This window comes from Taurinivorans muris (assembly GCF_025232395.1).
GTDB classification, from domain to species: domain Bacteria; phylum Desulfobacterota; class Desulfovibrionia; order Desulfovibrionales; family Desulfovibrionaceae; genus Taurinivorans; species Taurinivorans muris.
Map to the genome: position 1 here is coordinate 1,328,096 of NZ_CP065938.1, position 23,851 is coordinate 1,351,946.

The 23,851-nt window shown below is 45.5% G+C and carries 20 protein-coding genes and 1 tRNA gene; 18 read left to right on the forward strand and 3 right to left on the reverse strand.

Features of this window, described 5'->3' with window-relative positions; genetic code table 11:
• Nucleotides 1–5 precede the first annotated feature (5 nt).
• Nucleotides 6–1,301, reverse strand: coding sequence for a signal recognition particle-docking protein FtsY (ftsY, locus tag JBF11_RS06305; RefSeq protein WP_334314648.1), 1,296 nt, complete (start codon nt 1,299–1,301; stop codon nt 6–8).
• 151 nt (nt 1,302–1,452) lie between these two features.
• On the opposite strand from ftsY, the gene JBF11_RS06310 reads away from it, so the two are divergent.
• Nucleotides 1,453–1,929 carry a hypothetical protein gene (locus JBF11_RS06310; RefSeq protein ID WP_334314649.1) on the forward strand — a complete coding sequence of 159 codons (477 nt, stop codon included), beginning with the start codon at nt 1,453–1,455 and terminating at the stop codon, nt 1,927–1,929.
• A 147-nt stretch (nt 1,930–2,076) separates the two neighbouring features.
• Complete coding sequence (locus tag JBF11_RS06315; protein WP_417168635.1) at nt 2,077–2,421, forward strand: DVU0772 family protein; 345 nt, start codon at nt 2,077–2,079, stop codon at nt 2,419–2,421.
• A 117-nt stretch (nt 2,422–2,538) separates the two neighbouring features.
• Here JBF11_RS06315 and lnt read toward each other — a convergent pair whose 3' ends face one another.
• A complete protein-coding gene (gene lnt / locus JBF11_RS06320; protein ID WP_334314651.1) occupies nt 2,539–4,374 on the reverse strand; it encodes an apolipoprotein N-acyltransferase in 1,836 nt (611 codons plus the stop codon).
• 45 nt (nt 4,375–4,419) lie between these two features.
• On the opposite strand from lnt, the gene JBF11_RS06325 reads away from it, so the two are divergent.
• From JBF11_RS06325 to JBF11_RS06365, 9 genes are all read left to right on the forward strand, one after another.
• Complete coding sequence (locus tag JBF11_RS06325) at nt 4,420–5,244, forward strand: iron-sulfur cluster-binding protein (RefSeq protein WP_334314652.1); 825 nt, start codon at nt 4,420–4,422, stop codon at nt 5,242–5,244.
• Nucleotides 5,245–5,287: 43 nt separating this feature from the next.
• The gene (locus JBF11_RS06330) at nt 5,288–6,220 is read left to right on the forward strand and encodes a dihydroorotate dehydrogenase (RefSeq protein WP_334314653.1); all 933 of its coding nucleotides are present in this window, start codon (nt 5,288–5,290) and stop codon (nt 6,218–6,220) included.
• 2 nt (nt 6,221–6,222) lie between these two features.
• A complete protein-coding gene (locus JBF11_RS06335; protein ID WP_334314654.1) occupies nt 6,223–6,732 on the forward strand; it encodes a phosphatidylglycerophosphatase A family protein in 510 nt (169 codons plus the stop codon).
• A gap of 32 nt (nt 6,733–6,764) precedes the next feature.
• Nucleotides 6,765–7,361 (forward strand): IMP cyclohydrolase, encoded by a 597-nt coding sequence (locus tag JBF11_RS06340; RefSeq protein ID WP_334314655.1) that lies wholly within the window; start codon nt 6,765–6,767, stop codon nt 7,359–7,361.
• 17 nt (nt 7,362–7,378) lie between these two features.
• Complete coding sequence (gene hflX, locus JBF11_RS06345; protein WP_334314656.1) at nt 7,379–9,232, forward strand: GTPase HflX; 1,854 nt, start codon at nt 7,379–7,381, stop codon at nt 9,230–9,232.
• A 689-nt stretch (nt 9,233–9,921) separates the two neighbouring features.
• Nucleotides 9,922–10,965, forward strand: coding sequence for an aspartate-semialdehyde dehydrogenase (locus tag JBF11_RS06350; RefSeq protein WP_334314657.1), 1,044 nt, complete (start codon nt 9,922–9,924; stop codon nt 10,963–10,965).
• Nucleotides 10,966–11,116: 151 nt separating this feature from the next.
• Nucleotides 11,117–12,175, forward strand: coding sequence for an HlyD family secretion protein (locus JBF11_RS06355; RefSeq protein WP_334314658.1), 1,059 nt, complete (start codon nt 11,117–11,119; stop codon nt 12,173–12,175).
• A gap of 61 nt (nt 12,176–12,236) precedes the next feature.
• On the forward strand, nt 12,237–13,619 hold the full coding sequence (locus tag JBF11_RS06360) for an MBOAT family O-acyltransferase (protein WP_334314659.1): 1,383 nt from the start codon (nt 12,237–12,239) through the stop codon (nt 13,617–13,619).
• Nucleotides 13,620–13,628: 9 nt separating this feature from the next.
• Complete coding sequence (locus tag JBF11_RS06365; protein ID WP_334314660.1) at nt 13,629–14,735, forward strand: alginate O-acetyltransferase AlgX-related protein; 1,107 nt, start codon at nt 13,629–13,631, stop codon at nt 14,733–14,735.
• A gap of 77 nt (nt 14,736–14,812) precedes the next feature.
• Here the strand turns inward: JBF11_RS06365 and JBF11_RS06370 are convergent, their stop codons facing one another.
• Complete coding sequence (locus JBF11_RS06370; protein WP_334314661.1) at nt 14,813–15,175, reverse strand: lipocalin-like domain-containing protein; 363 nt, start codon at nt 15,173–15,175, stop codon at nt 14,813–14,815.
• Nucleotides 15,176–15,388: 213 nt separating this feature from the next.
• Here JBF11_RS06370 and JBF11_RS06375 point away from each other — a divergent pair, with 213 nt between their 5' ends.
• The 7 genes from JBF11_RS06375 to JBF11_RS06405 all read left to right on the forward strand — a co-directional run bounded on the left by JBF11_RS06375 (nt 15,389) and on the right by JBF11_RS06405 (nt 23,530).
• Nucleotides 15,389–18,040 carry a valine--tRNA ligase gene (locus JBF11_RS06375; protein WP_334314662.1) on the forward strand — a complete coding sequence of 884 codons (2,652 nt, stop codon included), beginning with the start codon at nt 15,389–15,391 and terminating at the stop codon, nt 18,038–18,040.
• 46 nt (nt 18,041–18,086) lie between these two features.
• Nucleotides 18,087–19,220 carry an iron-containing alcohol dehydrogenase gene (locus JBF11_RS06380; protein ID WP_334314663.1) on the forward strand — a complete coding sequence of 378 codons (1,134 nt, stop codon included), beginning with the start codon at nt 18,087–18,089 and terminating at the stop codon, nt 19,218–19,220.
• Between the two features lies 1 nt (nt 19,221).
• Nucleotides 19,222–20,067, forward strand: a complete 846-nt coding sequence (ispE, locus tag JBF11_RS06385; RefSeq protein WP_334314664.1) for a 4-(cytidine 5'-diphospho)-2-C-methyl-D-erythritol kinase — start codon at nt 19,222–19,224, stop codon at nt 20,065–20,067.
• 83 nt (nt 20,068–20,150) lie between these two features.
• Nucleotides 20,151–20,225 (forward strand) — tRNA-Gln (locus tag JBF11_RS06390).
• A gap of 36 nt (nt 20,226–20,261) precedes the next feature.
• A complete protein-coding gene (locus JBF11_RS06395) occupies nt 20,262–21,200 on the forward strand; it encodes a ribose-phosphate diphosphokinase (RefSeq protein ID WP_334314665.1) in 939 nt (312 codons plus the stop codon).
• Between the two features lie 58 nt (nt 21,201–21,258).
• Nucleotides 21,259–21,849, forward strand: coding sequence for a 50S ribosomal protein L25/general stress protein Ctc (locus JBF11_RS06400; protein ID WP_334314666.1), 591 nt, complete (start codon nt 21,259–21,261; stop codon nt 21,847–21,849).
• 439 nt (nt 21,850–22,288) lie between these two features.
• A complete protein-coding gene (locus JBF11_RS06405; RefSeq protein WP_334314667.1) occupies nt 22,289–23,530 on the forward strand; it encodes a diguanylate cyclase domain-containing protein in 1,242 nt (413 codons plus the stop codon).
• Nucleotides 23,531–23,851: the final 321 nt, after the last annotated feature.

The following is a 23,851-nucleotide window of genomic DNA, read 5'->3' on the forward strand; positions in this document are numbered from 1 at the left end:
GGTGATTATTCCGCAATATCGCCGAGCAAAGCTTTTGCGAAATCATCACAATCGAAAGGACGCAAATCTTCCATTTTTTCCCCAAGCCCCACATAGGTTATCGGAACTTCAAAAGCATGGGCGACAGCCATGGCGACACCGCCTTTGGCGGTTCCGTCAAGCTTGGTCAAAATGATTTCCGTCACCCCGCCGATTTCTTTAAATACTTTTGTCTGCTGAATGGCGTTTTGCCCTGTGGTCGCGTCAATGACAAGAATGCTTCTGTGGGGCGCGCCCTCATGCTTTTTGCCAAGCACATTTTTAATTTTTTGCAATTCGTCCATTAAATTGCTCTTATTATGCAGCCTGCCTGCCGTATCGATGAAAACCAAATCGTAATTCCCCGCCAAAGCCTTATCCATAGCCTCATAAGCGACAGCTGCGGGATCGGCGCCGCTTCCTTTTGAATAAAAATCAACGCCGATACGCTTCGCCCATTCTTCCAACTGTTCCACGGCGGCGGCTCTGAACGTATCAGCCCCTGCAATGAGGATTTTCTTTCCCTGCATTTTGGCTCTGTAAGCGAGTTTGGCGATAGTCGTCGTTTTCCCGACGCCGTTCACCCCTACCAAAAGCACCACTTCAGGCAGATTGACAGCGCTGATGCGCCGCGGCGTTTTAAAAAGTTCACGCACTTCTTTCTGCAAAAAAGGCAGCAGCTCTTTTGTGCCCTCAATATTGTTCTGCTTGGCGTGACGACGTAATTTTTCAACCAGCTGCAAAGACAATTCCGCCCCGATGTCCGACATGATGAAAAGTTCTTCCAAATCCTCGAAAAAGGCTTCGCCCGCTTTACCGTGCCCGGCGATAACGGCTTGCAGACCCTTACCAAGCTGATTTCTCGTTTTTTCCAGCCCGCTTTGCAATTTTGCAAAAACAAGGTCCTTTTCGCTTTCTTCGTCTTCCATATCAAGGGCGAGCGCCAAACGGTACTGCAATTCCGAACGAAAATCGGCAACTTGCCGATAATCCATTTTTTTCGTCCAGGCACGAAAATCACCGATGAATCGTTTTGCTTCCTCTTCCGGGGTTTCAAGGGCGTTCAGCAAAATTCCGAGTCTCGCCCATAAAACATCGTCCGCCTTATCCACGCCTCCCAGAATGACTTGCAGCCATGCGGAAAGCTTCGGCTCACACTGTCTTAATTGAATAGTGAACTGTTCCAGCTCTTCCGCGCTTGCGCTTTCAAGAAAAACTTCCTGCGTATTCTCTTTTGCCGTTTCGGAGCCGAATAACTTTTTGACTGCAGAAAAAAATCCCATATATTCCTCCACGCATTATAGCCATATGCTTTGATAGCATATAATATCAACTTTGAACAGAATAAAAAATTCCATTTTTTTATGAAAAAACCTAAAGTCCTTAAAAAAATATCCGAAAAGAGAAAATGAGTATCATTAAAAGGATAAGAGCATGTCTAACATCTTAGACAAAAACAGTTTACAGCAAGTGCAAAAAGCCAGTGTCCGGGCTTTGCTGCAAGGTTTGCCGCAATATCAGACAAAAAGCAGCATACACCAATATGAAAAACAATTGGTGGAAACCCGCACAATGATTTATCACAAGCAAACAAGACGGCTCTTATCCAAAGAAGAACTCAAAGACCCCCAAGCGCGCAAAGCCTTTGTCATCGCCCGTGTTGCGAGGGAACTTTGGACGAATTTCTGTATCCGGGGTCAGGAAACCCCTATGCTCCGACACTTGCAAACAGAACTCTGCAAAATATTCGACGCAAAACTGCATTTTCTTTATCTGCCCGGCAGCATTGAACTTGTTATCAGTAAAGAAGTCAACGACACATTGGTCAATGTCAGCCGTGAAGAACATATGGCTGTTGTGAATAAGGCATGGGACATTTGCCAGGAAGTGGTCGCTTCCTATATGATTTGATTTTCCCAGTTCTCTTTCCGTTCATCTTACCGCTTTCACCGAAAATCTCCCTTTCTACTCTTATCAGGAATAATTCTTGACAAGTACCCCATGATGTTTTATATATGAATCATACTGGAATAAAAAGGAGCTTATATGGCTTTAGAAATAAAAACATTGAAAGATGCGGCTTCTCTCAACATAGATTGGAATCTTGCGCCGGAAGACGCCGTAACCCTCTATTTGGAATGGGGAAACAACAATTGGCATGCGGAGCACGCACCGGTCCGTTCAAAAGATGATTTCGCAACCTATTTCGTCGTGGACAATTGGGAAGAAAAACCCACGCTGCGCCTTGTCCGCCGCAACTCCGAACAGGCCGTCGATCTGCTCGTTCTTGATTTGCCTAAGGATTTGGAAGAAGAATTTAAAAAAGAACACGAAGGCTTAAAAGGTTTGTATTCTCCTTCCGAAAAAATCAAAGACTGGCTGAAAAAAGAAATTTATGCATAACATGTTTTAATCATGACAAACAGCAATCAATCCTAAAAAAACAACCTCTCTTTACACTCTTTTTTTTACAACCCTCTCTTTGCAGCTCCCCCTTTGCGGGGAGTTTTTATTTGGCGCTTAATCCGTTCCTGCGCGGTCTTTGCCGCCATGCGGTGTTTCCAGCCGGTGCCGCAGCACGCCGAACATTTGCAGAAAGCCGAAAAGGACAATTCCTATATAAGGCAAATAAGGGGCAAGCCCGATAAAAACAGTCGGTTCATAGGTTCGGACAGCAAGGGGCATGGTCAGACTTTCATCAGTGAAAAGTTCCGTCTGCATTTGAATTTGTCCGTATTTATCGATAAATGCGCTAATTCCCGTATTGCTTGCGCGTATCATGGGCAAACCGCTTTCCACGGAACGCATGACTGCCGAATACAAATGCTGGTAAGGAGCGGAAGTTTTGTCATACCACGCGTCATTGCTGACATTCAGCAAAACATGGGCGGAATTTCCCTGCAAACGCTTCCACGTAAGCTCCGGAAAAATCGCTTCATAACAAATAAGAGGCAAAACAGAAACGGTTTTATCCTGAAAACGAAAATCGATAATACCTTTTTCATTTTTTCCCGAAGTATATGCGCCGCCATATTGTGCGAGTATCTCCTCAAAATAAGACAGAAAAGGCAAAGACGGTACATATTCGCCAAAAGGCACCAAATGCTCTTTTGCATAACGGGCGAGGCTTTTGCCGTTCTGTATGAGTTCCATGCTGTTATAATAGTTCCCGCCGTCAAAATACGGAATACCCAAAAGAAGCGTCTTATCGCCGCTCCAGTCAAGCAATTCCCGATATAATTCCTTATGATGATAAGATGTTATGGGAAAGGCGATTTCCGGATAAACAAGAATGCTCTTGCCGTTCAGAGTTGACTGGGCTTCCTCGGAAAGCCGTATGAATTTCTTCATGCAATCTTCCTGAAACAAAGGGGACCACTTGATGTTTTGCGAGATATTGCCTTGAATGACGGAAAAATAAACCATGTCCCTATCGGTCCATTTATACGCCTTATGCACCGCCTGCCCTTGGACAGAGGGAAATTCATGCACGGCACGGTAAGGAATATCAAGCTTTTTCCGCATGACTTTCACCGTACTTTGGTATTCCATGGGCACGGCATTCTGCAAAACCGTAGCTCCGTAAAAATAAAGCGAAAACAAAACGATAACGCCCGAAAACTGCCCTATTCCCCTTACGGAACGCAAAACAGAACCGCGCTTAGCCTGTCGGGGCATAAGCACGAGCTCCGCAAAACAAAATGCGGACACAGCAAAAATTCCGGACAAAACATAGGAACCGAAAATATTTGCGCCTTGTATCATCACCGGAAGCGGCGCAAAGGCGGAAGAAAGCGTGAACCAAGAAAAACCGGTTAAAAACCAGCCTCGGAACAATTCGCAAAAATACCAGAACAAACCTAATCCGCACACTTTGCACAAAGGCGGAAAATGCCTGATCTTCCTGGCATAAAAAGCGACAGCCGTTCCGTATAAGCCAAAATAAAAGCCGAGCAGCAAAGGAAAAAAAACAGCCAAAACATACGGAACAGCCCCGTAAATATTGGCTGTCACCGCAATCCAATAAAAGGCGCTTCCATAACCGATCATGCCTGTGACAAGGCTTTCCCGCAAATAATTTTTACTGGTGTGCGCAAGCAGATACAGGCTGAAAGGATAAAGAAGCACTAAAAAAGGAACGGTCTGAAACGGGTTCGCATATCCAAAAAAAATCCCCAAACCGCCCAACATGATCAATATATGTTTTTGCAACAGGTATTTTCGTATCATAACATCCTCGCAAGAGGAACATTCTTTCACAGCCTTAAGAAGTTTGCAAGAAAATTCATAAACAAAATCACCGATAAGAAAATATTTTTTTTTAGCCTGCTTAACTTGACCCAAAGAAAACATCATACTAAACTTATTCCAATTATGGATTTTTTCGGCTAGGAGGACACTATGGAAAATGCACCCATATTGCCTATACGTGCGGAACTTGCCGTTACGGACCTCATTCCTTTCGGATACGACAAAGAGAGAAGTTTTTTCGCCCTCACCCTTGCCCGTCCGCAATGGGCGGAATGGAAACCAGGACAATTCATCATGCTCCGTCCAAATTCATGGAACTGCGAGCTCACTTGGGCGAGACCCTTTTCCATTTGCCGTGTCACTCCCCAATCGCTTGTGCTTTTTTTCCAAGTAGCAGGACGCGGAACAAAAGAAATCGCAAAACTCAAGCCAAAAGACACAGTGACTGTCTGGGGACCTCTTGGCACGCACTTCGCCGTTGAAAATAAACCGACGCTGCTGCTTGCCGGCGGAATAGGCATTGCGCCTTTTGCGGGTTATGTGGAACAGCACCCCGTGCAAAATCAATTATCCATGTTTTTCAGCCACCGGCTTCCCGAACAGTATTATCCTGTGGAAAGCCTGACCCGCCATATCGAAGTTGAAACCCGCTATGAGCAAAAACAAGAAGATTTAACAGGAACAATTCAAACGATCCGCCAAAAAATGGAAGAAACGGCAAAAAAAAACGGCTTGGTTTTAGCCTGCGGTCCCATGCCTTTTTTGAAAACCGTTTGGAAAAACGCTCTTGAACTGAATGTTTCCGCACAGCTGTCCCTTGAACAACGCATGGCTTGCGGTATCGGAGCCTGTCTCGGCTGTGTTTCCGTAACTTCCGCCCTCTATCCTGACAAGGAAAAAGCCGGACTGCCGGTGCAAACCTGTACAAAAGGTCCTGTTTTTTGGGCGCACGAACTTAATTTAGACGCACAATAACCAAGTCCGGCGCAAACAAAGATTTATCATAAGGTTCGACACAATGATCAATATGCATACAACCCTGCGGGCAAAGAACGGCTCCGCTTTGGAATTGAAAACCCCTGTCATGAGCGCTTCCGGAACATTCGGCTATGGAACGGAATTCATGCCCTACGGCGACATCAGCAAATTAGGGGCCATCATCGTAAAAGGGCTCTCGCTCAAACCCCGCGCAGGCAACCCTTTGCCCCGCATCGCCGAAACCCCCTGCGGCATGCTCAATGCCGTCGGACTGCAAAACGACGGGGTGGAAGCTTTCATCAGCCAAAAACTTCCTCTCCTGCCGGCAAGCGAAGTTCCCATTATCGCCAACATTTACGCCACAAGCGCCGAGGACTTCGCCGAACTTGCCAATGTGTTGTCCCATGAAGAAAAAGTATCCGCCCTCGAAGTCAACATTTCCTGCCCCAATGTCAAAGCGGGGGGCGTTCTTTTCGGACAAAACCCGCTTATGGCGGGTTCCATCGTGCAAGCGGTCAAAAAAAATGCGGGCAGTCTGCCTGTGATTGTCAAATTGTCCCCCAATGTCACCAATATTGCAGAAATGGCGAAAGCCATTGAAGAAGCCGGCGCGGACATGATTTCCTGTATCAACACCATTACGGGTATGGCTGTCGATATCCGCTCCCGCAAGCCCCTGCTCGCGAATATCGTAGGCGGACTTTCCGGACCGGCTGTCAAGCCTGTTGCGCTCCGCTGCGTTTGGCAAGTCGCACAGACCGTAAGCATTCCCGTTATCGGCATCGGCGGAATCGCAAGTGCGAAAGATGTTTTGGAATTTATCCTCGTCGGAGCGAGCGCGGTGGAAATCGGCACCGCCTCTTTTACCGACCCTGCGGCAATTTTTAAAATCATCCAGGACTTGCCCGGACTTTGCGAAGAATTAGGTGTCAAAAACCTTGAACAATACAGAAATTCCCTCATCACAGGATAAATATGCGTTATTCACTTCTGACCAATATTGCGACGCTCGGTCTTGTCGGACGTATCAAAAAAGCCCCGGGAACGGCAGGTTCCTTTCTTGCGGTCTTATGCGCCCCGCTTTGTTTTTTACCTTTTTCACTGCCCATACGTCTGCTGATTTTGTCCGTCCTTTTTCTTATCGGCATAAAAGCGAGCGAACAAGCGGAAAAAGAACTTAAAGAAAAAGACCCTTCCAGCGTCATTATTGACGAAGTCGTGGGACAGTGGCTTACGCTCCTGCCGGTCAATGCGCTTTCCTATTTCAATTCTCAAACCATCACGCCTCAGGATTGGTTTGTGCTTATGATAGGGTTCTTGTTTTTCCGTATTTTCGATATCGGCAAAATCGGACCGGTAGGGCTTTGCGAACGTAAACTGCAGGGCGGTCTTGGCATCATGGCTGATGATGTCATGGCGGGATTTTTGGCGGCACTTCTGATGTATCCGCTGCAATTTTATGGCAATCTCATTTTTGGTTACTGAGAACACCCCTAACCTTCAACAAAGGAAACGATATGGATTTTTTACCTATTAAACGCGCCTTATTAAGTGTCACAGACAAAAGCGGCTTGAAAGAATTTGCGGAATTTCTGCATTCACGACAAGTTGAAATTGTTTCCACCGGCGGAACAATGAAATTTTTAAAAGAAGCGGGCCTGCCTGTGACCGCTGTTGAATCCGTCACAAGTTTTCCGGAAATTTTAAACGGCCGCGTCAAAACCTTGCACCCCAAAATCCATGGCGGCATTTTGGCGGATAAGGACAATCCGGAACACATGGAAACCCTGAAAAAACACGAAATAGCCCCTTTTGATTTGGTTTGCGTCAATTTATACGCTTTCGCTTCCGCTTTGCAAAAAAAATTGCCTGTCCGCAACATGGTGGAAGAAATCGATATCGGCGGTCCGTGCCTCATGCGCGCCACGGCAAAAAATTTCCACAGCATGCTTGTTCTGCCTGACCCTAAATATTATCTCCGCGCTATGGAAGAAATTAAAAATCCCGACGGGGTAAGCCTTGCTTTCAGAAAGGAAATGTCCGCCCAAACCTTTAAAATCACTTCCGAATACGATGCAATGATTTCCCTTTATCTTGAAGGAGTCGGCGTATAGCTCTTTTAGAAGGAAATTTGGCAGGGCTGAAGCCTAATGAGCTAAAAGCCCTGCAGCGCCTCATCAACCGCCGTTATGACACGCATACCGGCTATACCCCGGAGCAAGCAAAAGAACTTGCCGCTTTATCGCGCCTTATTGCCCGGCAAATCGGTTTGCTTATCAACAGGCAAGGGAAAGTCGAACTCGCCATTGTCGGCGACGCCCACGGAATTTTAATTCCGACCCTCGCCCGTGAACGCTCCGCCGGACGCTTGCGGGGTATACGCCTCTTGCATACCCACCTTACAGACAGCGCTCTTTCCAATGAAGATTTGATGGATTTGCTTTTCCTGCGTTTGGACAGCATTGGCGTATTAACCGTCAACGAATTCGGTTCCCCCCTGCATTTTCAATCCGCCCATTTGCTCCCCGCCCTTATTTCCGACGAATCGTACATCCATGACGCGGGCAAACCGGACAAAATCCGAAAACAGCTTGAATTTTTCGGCAATACCCAAGAAACAAACACAAATTTACAAGCGGAAGACATTGATTTCATTCTTACGCAAAATCTTTATAACGCCCCCCTTGAAAAGCCCGGAACGCAAACAGGAAGTCCAAGCGTTCCATACCATGTCACGGAGTTTTTCGCATGGGACAAAACCCCTCTTGATTTATCTGCCGAAATTGAAGCCGTTGAAGAAGAATTCGCCCGTCTTATGCGCGGTTCCCATTCCACGGAAAACGCAAAAAATCCCCCTAAATACGATGCAAACGGCTCATTGGGCACTTTTCAGGCAGGCTCGCGTTCCGTGCTTGTTTCCGTAAGCAAAGCCCCTAAGACCATTCAGGAACGCAACCTGGCGGAACTGGCGGAACTTGCCGGAACGGCGGGGCTCAATGTGGCAGGCAGTTTAATCCAGCGTGTCACATCGATAAATCCAAGGCAAATTCTCAGCCAAAACAAACTGGCGGAACTTGAAGTCATAGCCCTGCAAGGACATGCGGGCGTCATTGTTTTTGACGGAGAACTCTCCCCCGCCCAACTGCAAAATTTGGCAGAACTTACGGAACGGAAAGTCTTGGACAGGACACAGCTCATCCTTGATATTTTTGCCCAGCACGCCAAAACAGGAGCGGGAAAACTGCAAGTCGAAATGGCGCAGCTGAAATACACCCAGCCCCGTTTGGTCGGAAAAAACCGCGCCATGGACAGGCTCATGGGCGGAATCGGCGGACGTGGTCCCGGAGAAACAAAGCTCGAAACCGACAGACGCCGTATCAAAGACAGAATTGCCAAAATAAAAATCGAACTCGAAAAACTCAAAAAACAGCGCCAAGCCAACAGGGCGAAGCGCAGGCGGTATGATTTGCCCGCAGCAGCCCTTGTGGGGTATACCAATGCCGGAAAATCAACCCTCTTGAACAAACTCACAAAAAGCGAAGTCCTTGCCGAGAATAAACTGTTCGCAACCCTCGACCCAACAACACGACGGCTCCGCTTTCCTGAAGAACATGAAATCGTCCTTGCCGATACCGTAGGCTTTATCCGCGATTTGCCCAAAGAGCTTATGGAAGCCTTCCGGGCGACCTTGGAAGAACTCAACGAAGCGGACATGTTAATCCACGTGCTTGACGCTTCCCACCCGGAAATGGAACAACAGCTCGAATCTGTTGAAAAAATTCTGGAAGAATTGGGACTTTCGGATATTCCGCGGATTCTTCTGCTCAACAAATGGGATAATATTCCAAAAAATGCCCAAGACCCGCTGCTGGAACGCTTTTCAAACGCGTTTCCCGTTTCTGCGCTTTCCGGTTTCGGCTTGGCGGAAGCGAGCGCATTTATCGAAAAGACACTTTTCAGTAAAAACACGCCGCTTCATGAATGATTTTCAAGTGTTCGCCGTTAAATCGCCTTGCCTGCCATAAAAGCCTCTTTTGATGAAACGGCGGTCCTTTGACCTCTCCTGCCTAACTCCTTCTGTTAAAATTTCCCGCAGCTATCCCGTCCAAGAAATAAAAAAAGCATGGCAATACTGCAAAACAGGTTCACAGCCCTCTTTCGGATTACCCTCTGCCGCCATATTAAATAACAATCCTTTTAAGCAGTCAGATATGGTCCATTTAATTCCGCCACGGCAAAAAAACTATCAAAAATCGTCTTCCATTTCCAAATACCGTATATGAACTTGGGATATTGACCTGCGTCGCACCGCATAGTTCCTCCATAGGCGCAAAAACATACTCTTTATCCCGAAAAACCTGCAAAGTTTTCCGGCACCGAATCTCCGACAAATTCCTGCGGTCTTCCCACCGTTCTTTTCCTTTCTTCTTTAACACGCTTTTTCATTATTCATAAAAACATGCCGCTTTCCCCGGTATCACAGAAGAACAGTCCTGCCTGACAACGGACAGACAAAAAATAACAAATTTGTCATTCATAATTTTTAATAATGAAAAAAATAACAAAATCAATCATATTTTATTGCTTGACAGTGCTTTTATTTAGTGCAATGATAAAAGCGTTGTCACAAAAAATTAGATATAACAAATTTGTTTATTAAGAGAGGAACCCGCTATGAAAGAGAAATTGGTTGTTGCTGTTGTCGGTGCGACAGGCGCTGTCGGACGAGAAATGCTAAGCACGTTATATTCCCGCAATTTCCCTGCCACAACCATAAAAGCTCTTGCTTCTTCCCGCTCTGCCGGAACCAGGGTTCCTTACGGCGATGACGAGCTCGTTGTTGAAGAATTGACAGAAAATTCCTTTGAAGGCGTTGATATTGCTATTTTTTCAGCAGGAGGCGGCACAAGCACGCAATTTGCGCCTCACGCCGTGAAATCCGGCTGCGTTGTTGTGGACAATTCCAGCGCTTGGCGCATGGACGAACGCTGTCCCCTTGTCATTCCGGAAGTCAACGCCCATGCCCTCAAAAAACACAACGGCATTATTGCGAACCCCAACTGCTCCACCATTCAAATGCTTGTCGCCCTCAAACCTATCCACGATGTGAGCCCTATCAAGCGCGTCGTTGTTTCCACCTACCAAGCAGTTAGCGGCACCGGGCAAAAAGGCATACAGGAACTTGAAACCCAAGTCCGCCAGCTCTTCAACGGCATAGAACCGGAAAACACCGTATACCCTCACCGTATCGCTTTCAACTGCCTGCCGCATATCGACGTTTTTCTCGACAACGACTATACCAAAGAAGAAATGAAAATGGTCAACGAAACCAATAAGATTTTTGAAGACCCCAATATCAAAGTCACGGCAACGTGCGTTCGTGTTCCGGTATTTTACAGCCACAGCGAAGCCGTCAACATAGAAACGGAAAAGAAAATCACCGCAAAGGAAGCCCGAGCAATCCTGGCGACAGCCCCAGGAGTGCAGCTTTATGACAATCCGAAAGAAAACATGTATCCGCTGGCGACTGTCGCGGCAGGCGAAGACGCAACATTCGTCGGTCGTATCCGTGAGGACGAATCCATCGCAAACGGTCTGAACATGTGGATAGTTGCGGATAACGTCCGCAAAGGTGCTGCGCTGAACGCGGTACAAATCGCCGAAAAACTTTTGGAAATGGATTTAGTCTGCGTCAAGGACAAAAATCTCTTCATGTAGTCCCTAAAAATCTTGCAAAAAGCCCTCCTGCATGCACATGGGGGGCTTTTGTTATTAAAAACTTGGTTCATGAATTTTTTCGCATAATATTTTTCTTTTGCACAAAATTTGCATATATAGTATAAACTGCATTATTCACAGTGAGGCTCTTATGAAGAAATTAAAAGCATTGCCCGGCAAAAGTTTGGAAAACATGGCGATCATCAAACAAAAAATGCCGGAAAAAAAGCACTTGATCATCGGTATCTGCCTTTGTTTCCTGCTTGCTTTCCTTCTTTTTTTATTGAGCCAAAAAGTCGTCAGCGAAAAGGCGGAACTCACCAGGCAGGGAGAGGCAATTTATTCCCCTGTTGAGGGCATAATTTATGAAGTTCTTATTCCAAAAGGAAAAACTGTCCGCAAAGGAGACGCCCTTATCCGCTTCGACCCTGCCTATATCCGCTCCAAAGTTTCGGAAATCCGCGGATATTTGCAGTTATTCAAAGAAAACCGGCATAATTCCGGAACACTCAAACAAATATTCAAACCTCTTTTGAATGATGTGTTTGCGGGAATTACCCAAGAAGTTCTCTCGCTGTCCGAAACGGAAAAGAAAAAACTGGCGGAATTGCAGCAAATCACACGGGAACACACCAAAGCCCAAGTCGCCATGCGGAGCCCTTCCTCTTTTGTCGACGGCAAACCCGATGCCGCACTCGTGCAAAAAGAACAGGAACTGCAAAAAAAATATGAAGAAGCGGAACAGGCTTTTCACGAAGCCAGTACCGCCCGCGCCTTGGCTGATAAAAAATACCGCGATTTAACCAATTCCTTGGGAGAACCCAACAGTATCTTATACCGTTATTTGGAAGAAGAATACAATAAAACCCTCGCCTTGCAAAAAAACGAATATATTTACGCGCCTTTCAATGCCGTTGTCGGCATAACCTACGTAAAGGCAGGGTCGATAGTGCAGCGGAATGAAATACTTATGGATATTCATCCGGAAAATGCAGAAGAATGGTGGGTGCTTGCGGAATTTTCCAAAAATGACGCAAAAAAACTCAAGGAACGGGATATCTGTACCGTCCTCACCGAAGACGGCGAAAAACTCGAAGCCCGCATTTTCAAGATTGAAGAAAAACAAGAAAAAAGCCTTGTCAAACTTTATATCATAAACCCGCCTGAAAACCTGAAAGCCTCTGAATTTGTCACCGTAAAAAGCAAATAAAACTTGACTGTCCAGGTGTTCTTAGCTATTTTTTCAAAAATTTTTCATACTTAGGGACAATATGGTCTTTTCTTCCTTACCGTTTCTCTTTTTAATTTTTCCATTTTTTTTAGCTGCGCTTTTATGCGGCTCATTTTTTAAAAATGCGGCGTTCAGAAACTGTTCGGTCCTCATCATCAGCTTATTTTTTTATATTTGGGAAGAATCAACCAATACGTTGATACTCATAGCAATTTGTCTGATCAACTATTACGGCGCATCATACCTTGCCAATGAAAAACACGGCAAAAAAATTTTCATAGCGCTCATTGCTCTCAATCTTCTTCTGCTGTTCATTTTTAAATACAGCCTTTGGTGCCTGTCTTTCGTGACAGACAGATTTATCGATAAAAATATCATGCTCCTTGGTATCAGCTTTTTTATTTTCCATGCAATAAGCTATCTCGCCGACGTCTATACAAAAAAAATCCAAGCCTCAAAAAACCTGCTCGATTTTTCAACGTACTTTTGTATGTTTCCCCATTTGGTGGCGGGTCCCATTGTGCGTTATGCGCAAATCAAAGACGATATTCGCGCTTACCGAGCTTCCAAAGAACTTTTTTCCTTCGGCATGTATAGGTTTTTATTGGGACTGAACAAAAAAATCATTATTGCGAACTCTGTTTCCATACTTGCCGACTTCACCTTTTCCGCCACTTCGCCAAAAGTTTTCTCTTTTATGGATGCCTGGACCGGCATTATCGCCTACGGACTGCAAATTTATTTTGACTTTTCTGCCTATTCCGATATGGCTGTCGGACTTGCCGCCATGGCGGGTTTCCGTTTTGAAGAAAACTTCAACCGTCCTTATATCAGCACGTCCGTTCGGGAATTTTGGCGGCGCTGGCATATTTCCCTTTCCACGTGGCTGAGAGATTACCTCTATATTCCCCTGGGCGGAAGCAAATCCGTACATGCCTATATCACCTATCGCAATCTTTTCCTCGTTTTTCTCCTTTGCGGAATTTGGCACGGAGCGAATACGACTTTCGTTGTTTGGGGATTATGGCATGGTATTTTCATTTGCCTGGAAAGGCTGTGGCTCGAAAAGAAACTTAACGCACTGCCCGCGTTTTTCCGACATGCTTATCTGCTCCTGATCATTCTGCTCGGCTGGGTATTTTTTAAAGCGGAAAATTTGCCCTATGCCCTTGAATACTTTTCCGCACTTTTTAATTTCACCTCTTTTTCCTTTTCATTCGCTTCCGAAACATTTCCCCTAATTATGCTGGCAATCGGAACAGTCATCTGCTTTTTGCCCCAAAAATACATTGTCGTTCCAACTTCGCACGCTCCTGCGAATTTTAAGCTCCGCCATTTGATTTTTCAATTCCTTCTCGGCTGCTTCGCCATATCGCTTTTGCTTTCATCAAGCAGAAATCCTTTTATTTATTTTAATTTTTAGGAAATGCCCATGGATAAGAAATTCCTTTTCTCATGCTTGATTTGTGTCTTCATTTTCGCTTTTTCCACGGCTTTTTATTTCAATGATGAAACAATCATAAAAAGCGAAAACAGAATGGTCACGGCGTTCCCGAAACTTCCGGAAAAGTTTTCCACATCGAAAATAAAGCATTTTTTCACGCAGCTTTCTCAATTTTATAATGACAACTTTCCGAACAGGGAAAAAATAATCCTGACCCTGACAACACTGATCCCGTCCGTAAAAACAGAAAACCTTTCCATTGACACGGTCATAAGCGGCAAAGAAGACTGGCTGTTTTTGGGAAACAACTATAACAACACCATTGATAAGCTTACCGGCAAATTATATTATCATGACAGTGACAATAAAAAATACGACGTGACAAAACGATATGACTTTTACAAAAATATCGCAGAAAAGGTTTTAGCGCACAGCAAGGAAGTTTTTTTCCTGATCGCCCCCGACAAAAGCACTGTTTATCCTGAATTTCTGCCGGAAACGATTATTCCCGCCCCAAAACCGTTTCATGAATTTCTCACGCAAAAAATGCAGCGGGAAAATCTGAACGTGTATTATCCCCGTCAAGATTTATTGCAAAACAAAGAAAAAGCGCTGCTTTATTATGTGACGGATTCGCATTGGAACAATTACGGCGCATTCATCGCCTTCATACGTTTGATTTCCCGGCTCGACCCGGCTCTTCCCGAAATGATAAAAGAAGAAGATTTCCGTTTCAAACCGCTGAAAAGCACTGCCGGTGATTTAATCAGCCTTGGGAATTTCCTTTTTAAGGATAAAGACTATAAGGATACATTCCAAGTGTCGTATAAAAACATGCCGATGGAAACGCCAAAAGCGGAACAAACGGAAAACAAACAAAACGGATTGATACAAACGGTCAATCCTGAAGCTTTGACAGACAAAACCGTTTGGATTATCGGCGATTCTTTCTCCACGGCTTTACGTCCGTATTTTTCATTTTTCTTTAAAAATGTTTATTTTATCCACAAAGATACGTTCAATGCTTCCCCTGCAGGTTTTACGGATATTCAAGCCGACTTCGCCGTGTACGAATGTGTTGAACGCTCATTTTAAAACTTTTGGATAAAATGAATACTGCCGGACCAATAGTCAGCGGCAGTATCCACCATGCGCAAAAACGCTCTGAAAAATCATTCTTCCGTTTGTTTATGATATTTGATTGTCAAGTCCTCATTTTTCAAAATCAATTCTTCATCGGAAAGTTTTTCAATGAGATAAGTGTCACTGAAATCAATGGTCACGCCATTGCCAAGGCTTTTTCCAGAAAGAATGAGCGTATCGCCTTTTTGTTCCCATTTTTCATAAAGCAAAGTTGCACTGTTGACAGAACGTGCTTTACCGCCTTTTTCCAAGCACACACCCTGCACTTGTCCTTCCATTCCGGGAATCGGTTCGACCCATTTTCCCTCAAGACTCTTTCCCGCACAGGCGGTCAGCATAAAACCCAATACAGCCGCAGCCGCAGCTTTGCATACGGAACGTTTTGTTTTCATAATCCATTTTCCTTTTTTTAATAAACTCTGTTTATAACAGATACGTTAATCAGCGGCGAAAATCTACAAAAAACATATCCGCATTCCATAAAATTCTCTCCGCTGCGCAAAAAAATTTCCGCAAACAAGTTTTACTTGAAAGCAAAATTTATTTTGCTATACTCATTTCACATTATTTAAATTTTGACAACTATACCACCACATGAGGCAGGCATGGCTTTAAAAGAATTATCAAAGGCGTACGAACCGCAGGAAGTCGAAGAATATTGGCGTGAATATTGGGAAAAACATCAATGTTTCACTCCCGACATGAACAGCAAGGCTGAACCCTATTCCATTGTCATCCCTCCCCCGAACGTCACGGGAGCACTGCATATCGGGCATGCTTTCAACCAGACATTGCAGGATATCCTCGCCCGTCATGCACGCCAGAAGGGTAAAAAGGTTCTTTGGATCGTAGGCACTGACCATGCAGGCATTTCCACCCAAAACGTCGTGGAGCGAAAACTGCTGAAAGAAGGCGTTTCCCGTCACGATTTGGGGCGTGAAAAATTTCTTGAAAAAGTCTGGGCTTGGAAAGAGGAATACGGCGGAAAAATCCTCAAACAAATCCGCCATCTTGGTTCTTCTGTCGACTGGACGCGGGAACGCTTCACCATGGACGAGGATCTCGCCAAAGCCGTCCGCAAGGTTTTTGTCCGGCTTTATGATGAAGGACTTATTTATAAAGGAAAATACATTGTCAACTGGTGCCCCCGCTGCCATACGGCTTTGGCTGACGACGAAGTTGAACACACACCCCAAAAAGGCGCGTTGTGGCATGTGAAATATATGCTTGAGGACGGTTCCGGCTCCATTGTCATCGCCACATCCCGTCCTGAAACCATACTCGGGGACTCCGCCGTTTGCGTGCACCCTGACGATGAACGCTACCAACATCTTATCGGCAAAAAAGTCATTGTGCCCATTGCGAACCGCGCCGTGCCCATTATTGCCGACCGTTATGTCGACAAGGAATTCGGGACGGGAGCGTTGAAAGTCACGCCTTGCCACGACCCCAACGACTGGAACTTGGGACACACGCACCGCATTGACTTTATCCAAGTCATAGACGACAACGGAAATATGAACGAGGAAGCCGGCGTTTACAAAGGGCTCAGCCGTGAAGAATGCCGCGAACGCATCGTCAAGGATATCGAAGCCCTCGGACAGCTTGTCAAAATCGAGGAACTGGACCACAGCGTCGGCACCTGCTACCGATGCAAAACCGTTATCGAACCCTATGTTTCCGTGCAGTGGTTCGTGGCGACGACGAAACTCGCCCCCAAAGCAAGAGCCGCCGTACCCGCCGAAATTGAAATTCTGCCGGAAACATGGACAAAAACCTATTATAACTGGCTCGACAATATCCGTGACTGGTGCATAAGCCGTCAGCTTTGGTGGGGACACCGCATTCCCGCATGGACTTGCCAAGACTGCGGAGAACTTATCGTTTCCGAACAAGACCCTGCCGTCTGCCCGAAATGCGGCAAAAGCCGTTTGGAACAAGACCCCGATGTGCTGGACACATGGTTTTCTTCCGCTCTTTGGCCCTTTTCCACCATGGGCTGGCCCAACAACACGGAGGAATTAAAAACATTCTATCCGTTAAACATACTTGTGACAGCCTTTGACATCTTATTTTTCTGGGTCGCCCGCATGATTATGATGGGTCAGCACTTCATGGGCGAAGTTCCTTTCAGGCAAGTTTATATCCATGCCCTCGTGCGTGACGCCCAAGGCAGAAAAATGTCCAAATCCTTAGGCAACGGCATTGACCCGCTGGATATGATCAATAAATACGGGGCGGACGCTCTGCGTTTCACGATGGCGTCCTTAGCAGCCATGGGTCGTGATATCCGCCTTTCGGAAGAACGTATCGAAGGATACCGCAACTTTGTGAACAAGGTTTGGAATGCCGCCCGCTTCGCCCTTTTGAATTTAGAGGGAAACAAACCCGAACCGCTTGCGTTGGAAAAGGTTTCAGCCCTGCACCATGTATGGATTTTGCACCGCTTGGAAGAAGTGAAAGCCGAAAGCGAAACGGCAATCAACGCATACCGTTTCAACGACTTGGCACAATGTTTGTACAAATTCGTCTGGAATGAATTTTGCGACTGGTATCTCGAACTTGTCAAAGGCGATTTCAAGGGAACGGCGGAACAAAAAAAGGAAGCCTCCTTTGTGCTGTACACCGTCCTTTCCGAAACCCTTATCCTGCTGCACCCCATCATGCCTTTTGTGACCAGCGAAATTTGGCAGGCTTTGCCCGGCAATGCGGACGGCAACCTTGCCGAAATGCTCCGTCCCGAAATGCGTCCGGAATGCCTGAAAGAAAAAGAAGCGAACGCAATGCTCTATATTCAGGAAGTCATTGTCGCCATCCGCGCCATGAAGAGCGAACTCGGCATTGCGCCTTCCATGAAACTGAACGCGCTGATAAAGCCTCTTAACGATGAACAAGCGGAACTTCTGGAACATGCAAAAGCATGGCTCATGTTCCTTGCCCGCCTTGAAGATTTTGAAATTTCAAAAACAGCGGCGGCGCCAAAAGCAAGCGCAAGCAATATTATTCAAGGCACTGAAATCACAATCCTTTTAGAGGGTGTTTTAGACTTCAAAGCGGAACTTGCCCGCCTTGAAAAAGAGCTTGTGAAGCTTGAAAAGGAATTGGCAGGCATTGAAACCCGCCTTTCCAACGCGAACTTCGTAGCCAACGCCCCGGAAACCGTTGTTGCAAAGGATAAGGAAAGAGCAACGGATTTAACCGATAAAAAAGCGAAACTGCTTGCACTGCAAAAGCGTTTCCAAGAAGCCTTAGCATAAAAAGGGTTTTTCGCCCTTTTATCCTTCTTTTATCTGTGAGGAAGCCATGAATTTTACTTTTAATAATCCTGTGAATATCCTTTTCGGCAGCGGAAAAATCAATCTTGTGGGCGAAGAATGTAAAAAATTCGGCAAAAACGCCCTCATCGTCACCGGCGCGAACAGCACCAAAAAAAGCGGGCTTTTGCAAAAAGTGCAGGACCTCTTGGCAAAAGAAAACATCACCAGTTTTGTTGCGGACAATATTCCCCAAAACCCGACGACAGACGCCGTCATGCTCGCCGCGAAACTCGCCCGGGAAAACAACTGCGACATGGTCATCGGCTTAGGGGGAGGCTCTTCCCTTGACGCCGCGAAAGCCATTGCGTTCATGGCTAAGCACGAGGGGCACGTCAGCGAATACATTTTGGCAAAACGCACCACGAACGGCACGTGCCTGCCCGTTATCGCCGTTCCGACCACCTGCGGCACCGGCTCCGAAGCCGATTGTTTTGCGGTTCTCAATGATACCGCCACCAACGACAAACGCACACTGCGGCAGATGATAACCCTGCCCCAAGTTTCCATTGTCGACCCCGACCTCATGCGTTCCATGCCCGAAAGCGTTCTGCGTTCTGTCATGTTCGACGCGTTCTGCCATAATCTTGAAGGCTATATCTCACGCCATGCGAGCCCTGTTTCTGAAATGTTCTCCCTAAAAGGCGTTGAACTTTTTGCCGAAAACATGCCAAAACTGTTAAATGATTTGAATGATAAAGCGGCATGGGACGCAATATGCCTCGCCAGCACCTTCGGCGGATTTTCTTTGCAAAGCGCAGGCTGTATCGCCGTGCACGGAATCGAGCACCCTGTGAGCGGACTGCGCAACGTCATCCACGGCAAGGGCCTCGCCGCCGTCATCATTCCCGTGCTTGAGCAAACCATAGCCTGTTGCCCGAAACGTTTTGCCGTGCTTTCAAAAATCCTCGGCGGAAACAATGAAAACGATTTTCTCGATCAAGTGGAAAAAATCAGGAATATGCTGGGACTGAACGACAGACTTCAGGATCTGGGCGTGCTGGAACATGATTTGCCATGGCTTGCCAAGAACGCCTTGGAAGTTTCCAAAACCCTCCTTTCCAATCATCCGCTTTCTTATACGGAACAAGAAATTTTGGCTATGTATAAAAAAGCGTTCTGACATGCTCATAAAAAGCGGCTGTAAAATCAATCTCGGTTTGAAAATATCGGATAAAAGAGAAGACGGTTATCATAATCTCGAAACCGTCTTCTATCCCTTGTCCATGCCCTTTGATGAAATCCATCTTGAAAAAACAAAAGAAACGGGCATGAAACTTTCCTGTAACATTCCCGGTATCGACCCTGAAAACAATACGCTTACCAAAGCCTACGACCTTTACAACCAATATCACGCCCTTGATTTCGGACTTGATATCCGGCTGATAAAAGGCGTGCCCCACGGCGCAGGGCTTGGGGGAGGCTCCGCCAATGGCGCGGAACTCCTGAAATATTTGCAGAAAGAAACCGGCAATGCCTTGCCTTTTCAAACACTTCTTGAAATCGCCGCCAAAATCGGCGCGGACGTTCCGTTTTTTCTGTATGACACCCCCTGCAAAGGCGAGGGCATAGGCGAAAAATTAACCCCCATATCCTTGGATCTGACAGCATACTCCCTTTTGCTCATTTTACCCGATATCCATATTTCCACGGCTTGGGCTTTTAAAAAATTAGCCGAGCGAAAAAAAATATTGACAAGCAAAAAAGAACAAGCTAATAAATCACGTTCCAAACGTTTAGGGGCTGATTTTTTGGTCAACGACTTTGAAACCATTGTCTTTGAAGAATACGGAAAATTGGAAAAAACAAAGGAAATCCTGCTTCAGCAGAAAGCGGTTTTCGCTTCCCTGAGCGGCACGGGGTCCGCGCTTTTCGCTTTTTTTGAAGAAAAAAAACATGAGGAGCAAGCCGTGTCAACGCTCTTGCGGCAAGATTTTTTTCATGCATGGAAGTGCATACGCCGCCCATAAAGGTATTGAGAAAAATTAAATTTTTTGAAAATTTAACTTGCAATAGCAAATAAGTTTGTATATAGTTTGTTTCTGCAATTTGTTGGGATGTCGCCAAGCGGTAAGGCAGCGGGTTTTGGTTCCGCCATTCAGAGGTTCAAATCCTCTCATCCCAGCCATTTTTTTTTATTCAACACGAAAACAAGGATTTTTTCATGTACGGAGATATGAAAATTCTCACAGGTACTGCTAATCCAAAATTAGCCCAAGATATTTGCGAACATCTTGGTTGCCATTTAACAAATGTGTTAACCTCTGAATTTAGCGACGGGGAACTTCGTGTTGAAATTATCGACAGCGTGCGCGGGCAGGATGTTTTTGTCGTCCAGCCTACCTGCAGCCCAAGCAATAAAAATTTAATGCAGTTATGCCTTGTGCTTGACGCATTGAAGCGCGCCAGCGCAGGTCGCATCACCGCTGTTGTTCCTTATTTTGGCTACGCTCGCCAAGATAGGAAGGTTAGCCCCAGGGCTCCTATCAGTGCAAAGCTTGTTTCTGATTTTATCAGTGTCGCAGGCGCCCAACGCGTTGTCACCGTTGATTTGCACGCGGGACAAATTCAAGGTTTTTTCAACTGCCCTGTCGATAACCTGTACGCCGCTCCTGTTCTGCTCAACAAATTATCCCATATCAAAGGGGAATTGGTCATTGTTTCTCCTGATGCGGGCGGTGTGGAAAGAGCCAGAAGTTTTGCAAAAAAAGTAAACGCAGGTCTTGCGATTATTGATAAACGCCGTGATCGTCCGAACCAAGCGACCGCAACCCACGTTATTGGTGATGTTGAAGGAAAAATCGCTATTTTGGTCGATGATATGATTGACACCGCAGGCACAATTTGTGCAGCAGCCAATGTTTTATTGGAAAACGGTGCGACAGAAGTACATGCATGTGCAACCCACCCTGTTTTGTCTGGTCCCGCAATCGAACGCTTGAACGATTCGCCTTTCAAATCAGTGCTTGTTGCCGATACCATTCCTCTTGGCGAAAAAATAGAGAAATGTCCGAAGCTTCAAGTGGCGAGCATTGCAAGTCTTTTGGCGAAAAGTATTCGTAATATTCACGACGGTGCGTCCGTAAGTGCCTTGTTTAACTAATACTACTTATACGATATATGAAGCCTCGAACGAGGCGTAGTACACTAAGGAGATTACCATGTCAGAAATGAAAACACTTTCAGTGCAAAAACGTGATGCCCTTGGAAAAGGTCCTAACCGCCGCTTGCGTGAAGAAGCTCTTGTACCTGCTGTGTACTATGCGCCCGATGGAAAAAATATTTTGGTTCAAGTCGCACTCAATCCGCTTAACAAAATATATGAACAAGTTGGTCGTACCAATGTTTTCAATCTTGAAATCGAAGAAAACGGCACAAAAACAGCATACCCCGTTTTTGTTTGGGACGCTCAATACCACCCTGTGAAAAACACGTTTACGCACGTTGATTTTTACGGCGTCGACCTTGACAAAGAAATCCACGTGAAAGTCCGCCTGCGTTTCGTCGGAACTTCCAAAGGCGTGAAAGCCGGCGGTAAAATGGAAGTTTACCGTGAAGAAGTCACCCTTATTGCAAAACCTCAGGATATGCCAAGGATTGTTGACATTGACATTACCGATTTCGAAATCGGCACCAATCTTCGCGCTTCCGAACTCAAGCTTCCCGAAGGCGTGAGAGTTGAATATAAATCAGATTTCTCCATTCTTACCGTAATGTCAAAAGACAAAGCTAAGGACGAAGGCGATGAATAAAAACCGTCTTGTATCTTTCAATGTATTTTGAAATACGGCACATTGATATTATAAAACAAATCAATAAAAATACCCGATAATTATCCTGTACTTAGTGATAATATCGGGTATTTTCATATAGACTGCCCAGTACCGCTCCGACTTTTTATGGCGAAATGCAAATTTTAAATAACGGTATCGTACCATTCAGGTAAAAAGACAAAGCCTTTTGCAGCGGCACAGACAATTTTGAACACATCGAGCCTTCATCGGGCAAAACCGGCAGTTTGAGACCGTACGTATCCCCAACAACCCTTTAAATTCATGCGAGCTTGCGCCTATGTTCCCCTTTTCCTCTTTCTCCAAACGCTCCGTTTTCATCCTTTGCATTCTTTTAATTTTAAGCGGTATTGCCAGTTTTTTCCTCGTCCAGCGGAAATTTCAAATAGAACACGGCAAAATGGAAATGATCATTCTCAACCAAAGCAATAAAATTACGAATGTCCTTTCCAAACTTCTCTACAAAACACAGGCTCTTGCCTCGCTTATCATTCAAAACAACGGCGAAATAGTGAATTTTGAAAAAACAGCCCTCGCCATGGTGGACGACCCCGCCATTTTGAATGTTTTGCTCGCTCCAAACGGAATTGTCAGCGATGTTTATCCCAAAGCAGGCAACGAAGCGGTGCTTGGGCTGAACTTCTTTTCCAAAGGTGCGGGCAATAAGGAAGCAATACAGGCTAAAAAAACTGGCGATATGGTTTTAGGCGGACCGTTTCCCCTTGTGCAGGGCGGCGAAGCGTTAGTCGGGCGTTTGCCCATTTATCTCAATGACGGGCATGGCAATAAAACATTTTGGGGACTGGTTTCCGTTACCTTAAAATTTCCTCAAGCCTTGGACGGTGCGGAACTCAACAGCCTGGGCGAACGCGGGCTTGCCTATGAAATTTGGAGGATGAGCCCGGATACGGGCGGCAAACAGGTTATTGCGTCAAGTCCGTTTTACAACAGCGACACCCCTTACCTTGAAAAATCGCTGCATATTTTGAATGCCCATTGGATATTCCGCATTTCTCCCATCAAGTTTTGGTATCAATACATCGAATCATGGCTCTATATCATTATCGGCATTATCGGCAGTCTGCTTATCACTGCCCTTATCCAGCATGCGCAGGACCTTGGGCATATCCGCTCGCAGCTGGAAGATATTGTGTATAAGGATTCCTTAACAGGTCTGCTCAACAGGAGGGGCTTGTTTGAAACATTGACGGCACTTATGCAAAAGGATGAACCCTTTTCCCTTTGCTACCTGGATTTGAATAAATTCAAATTCATCAATGATACCTATGGGCACAGTACCGGAGACAACGTACTGCTCTTTTTCTCCCAAGAAATACAGCGGTATCTGCGTGCCGTTCCGAATACGTTCGCACGTATCGGCGGAGATGAATTTGTCATACTTTTCCACAATGAAACAACAGAAGAGGAACTCGCAAAATTCTTTGAAAAAATTCATCATTCTTTACAATCCGCAACAATCGTAAATAATAACGATTTTCTCATTTCTTTCAGCACAGGTACAGCCTGCTATCCCCGCGACGGAAAAGACATTGATACCCTTATCAATCACGCGGATAAAAATATGTATAAGGATAAACAAAATTCCCCAAAAAGGTTTAGAGGCTCAACCAGGGAAAGTTAATTGTCTGTTTGAGGAAAAGAGAAGGCTTTTGTTTTTAAATTCTTTCCTTATATTTTTTTGATGTATTCTGACAGAGCTTTTTTAATTTTAATTATCGCTTTATCATTACCACATTTTTGTAAAACAGATTTATTTTATGAAGCACATTTTTAAGGGAGAATGAAGAGGCAAGCCCCTTTTCATTCTCCCTTATCACTTATTTCTGTGCGGCTCGTTCCAAGCCACGGTTTTTAAAAGATAATTAATACTATTGTTGGTGAAGAATTTATTCCGGAAAAAGCTGAAAGCCCACGTCCACAATCGATTGTAATGAACTTCAGT

Coding starts and splice junctions, on each gene's coding strand:
- JBF11_RS06355 (WP_334314658.1), top strand. CDS start 11,117: ATGAAGAAATTAAAAGCATTGCCCGGCAAAAGTTTGGAAAACATGGCG.
- JBF11_RS06405 (WP_334314667.1), top strand. CDS start 22,289: ATGGAAATGATCATTCTCAACCAAAGCAATAAAATTACGAATGTCCTT.
- JBF11_RS06400 (WP_334314666.1), top strand. CDS start 21,259: ATGTCAGAAATGAAAACACTTTCAGTGCAAAAACGTGATGCCCTTGGA.
- JBF11_RS06375 (WP_334314662.1), top strand. CDS start 15,389: ATGGCTTTAAAAGAATTATCAAAGGCGTACGAACCGCAGGAAGTCGAA.
- JBF11_RS06370 (WP_334314661.1), bottom strand. CDS start 15,175: ATGAAAACAAAACGTTCCGTATGCAAAGCTGCGGCTGCGGCTGTATTG.
- JBF11_RS06395 (WP_334314665.1), top strand. CDS start 20,262: ATGTACGGAGATATGAAAATTCTCACAGGTACTGCTAATCCAAAATTA.
- JBF11_RS06330 (WP_334314653.1), top strand. CDS start 5,288: ATGATCAATATGCATACAACCCTGCGGGCAAAGAACGGCTCCGCTTTG.
- JBF11_RS06365 (WP_334314660.1), top strand. CDS start 13,629: ATGGATAAGAAATTCCTTTTCTCATGCTTGATTTGTGTCTTCATTTTC.
- JBF11_RS06335 (WP_334314654.1), top strand. CDS start 6,223: ATGCGTTATTCACTTCTGACCAATATTGCGACGCTCGGTCTTGTCGGA.
- JBF11_RS06350 (WP_334314657.1), top strand. CDS start 9,922: ATGAAAGAGAAATTGGTTGTTGCTGTTGTCGGTGCGACAGGCGCTGTC.
- ispE (WP_334314664.1), top strand. CDS start 19,222: ATGCTCATAAAAAGCGGCTGTAAAATCAATCTCGGTTTGAAAATATCG.
- JBF11_RS06325 (WP_334314652.1), top strand. CDS start 4,420: ATGGAAAATGCACCCATATTGCCTATACGTGCGGAACTTGCCGTTACG.
- ftsY (WP_334314648.1), bottom strand. CDS start 1,301: ATGGGATTTTTTTCTGCAGTCAAAAAGTTATTCGGCTCCGAAACGGCA.
- JBF11_RS06340 (WP_334314655.1), top strand. CDS start 6,765: ATGGATTTTTTACCTATTAAACGCGCCTTATTAAGTGTCACAGACAAA.
- JBF11_RS06360 (WP_334314659.1), top strand. CDS start 12,237: ATGGTCTTTTCTTCCTTACCGTTTCTCTTTTTAATTTTTCCATTTTTT.
- JBF11_RS06380 (WP_334314663.1), top strand. CDS start 18,087: ATGAATTTTACTTTTAATAATCCTGTGAATATCCTTTTCGGCAGCGGA.
- JBF11_RS06310 (WP_334314649.1), top strand. CDS start 1,453: ATGTCTAACATCTTAGACAAAAACAGTTTACAGCAAGTGCAAAAAGCC.
- lnt (WP_334314651.1), bottom strand. CDS start 4,374: ATGATGTTTTCTTTGGGTCAAGTTAAGCAGGCTAAAAAAAAATATTTT.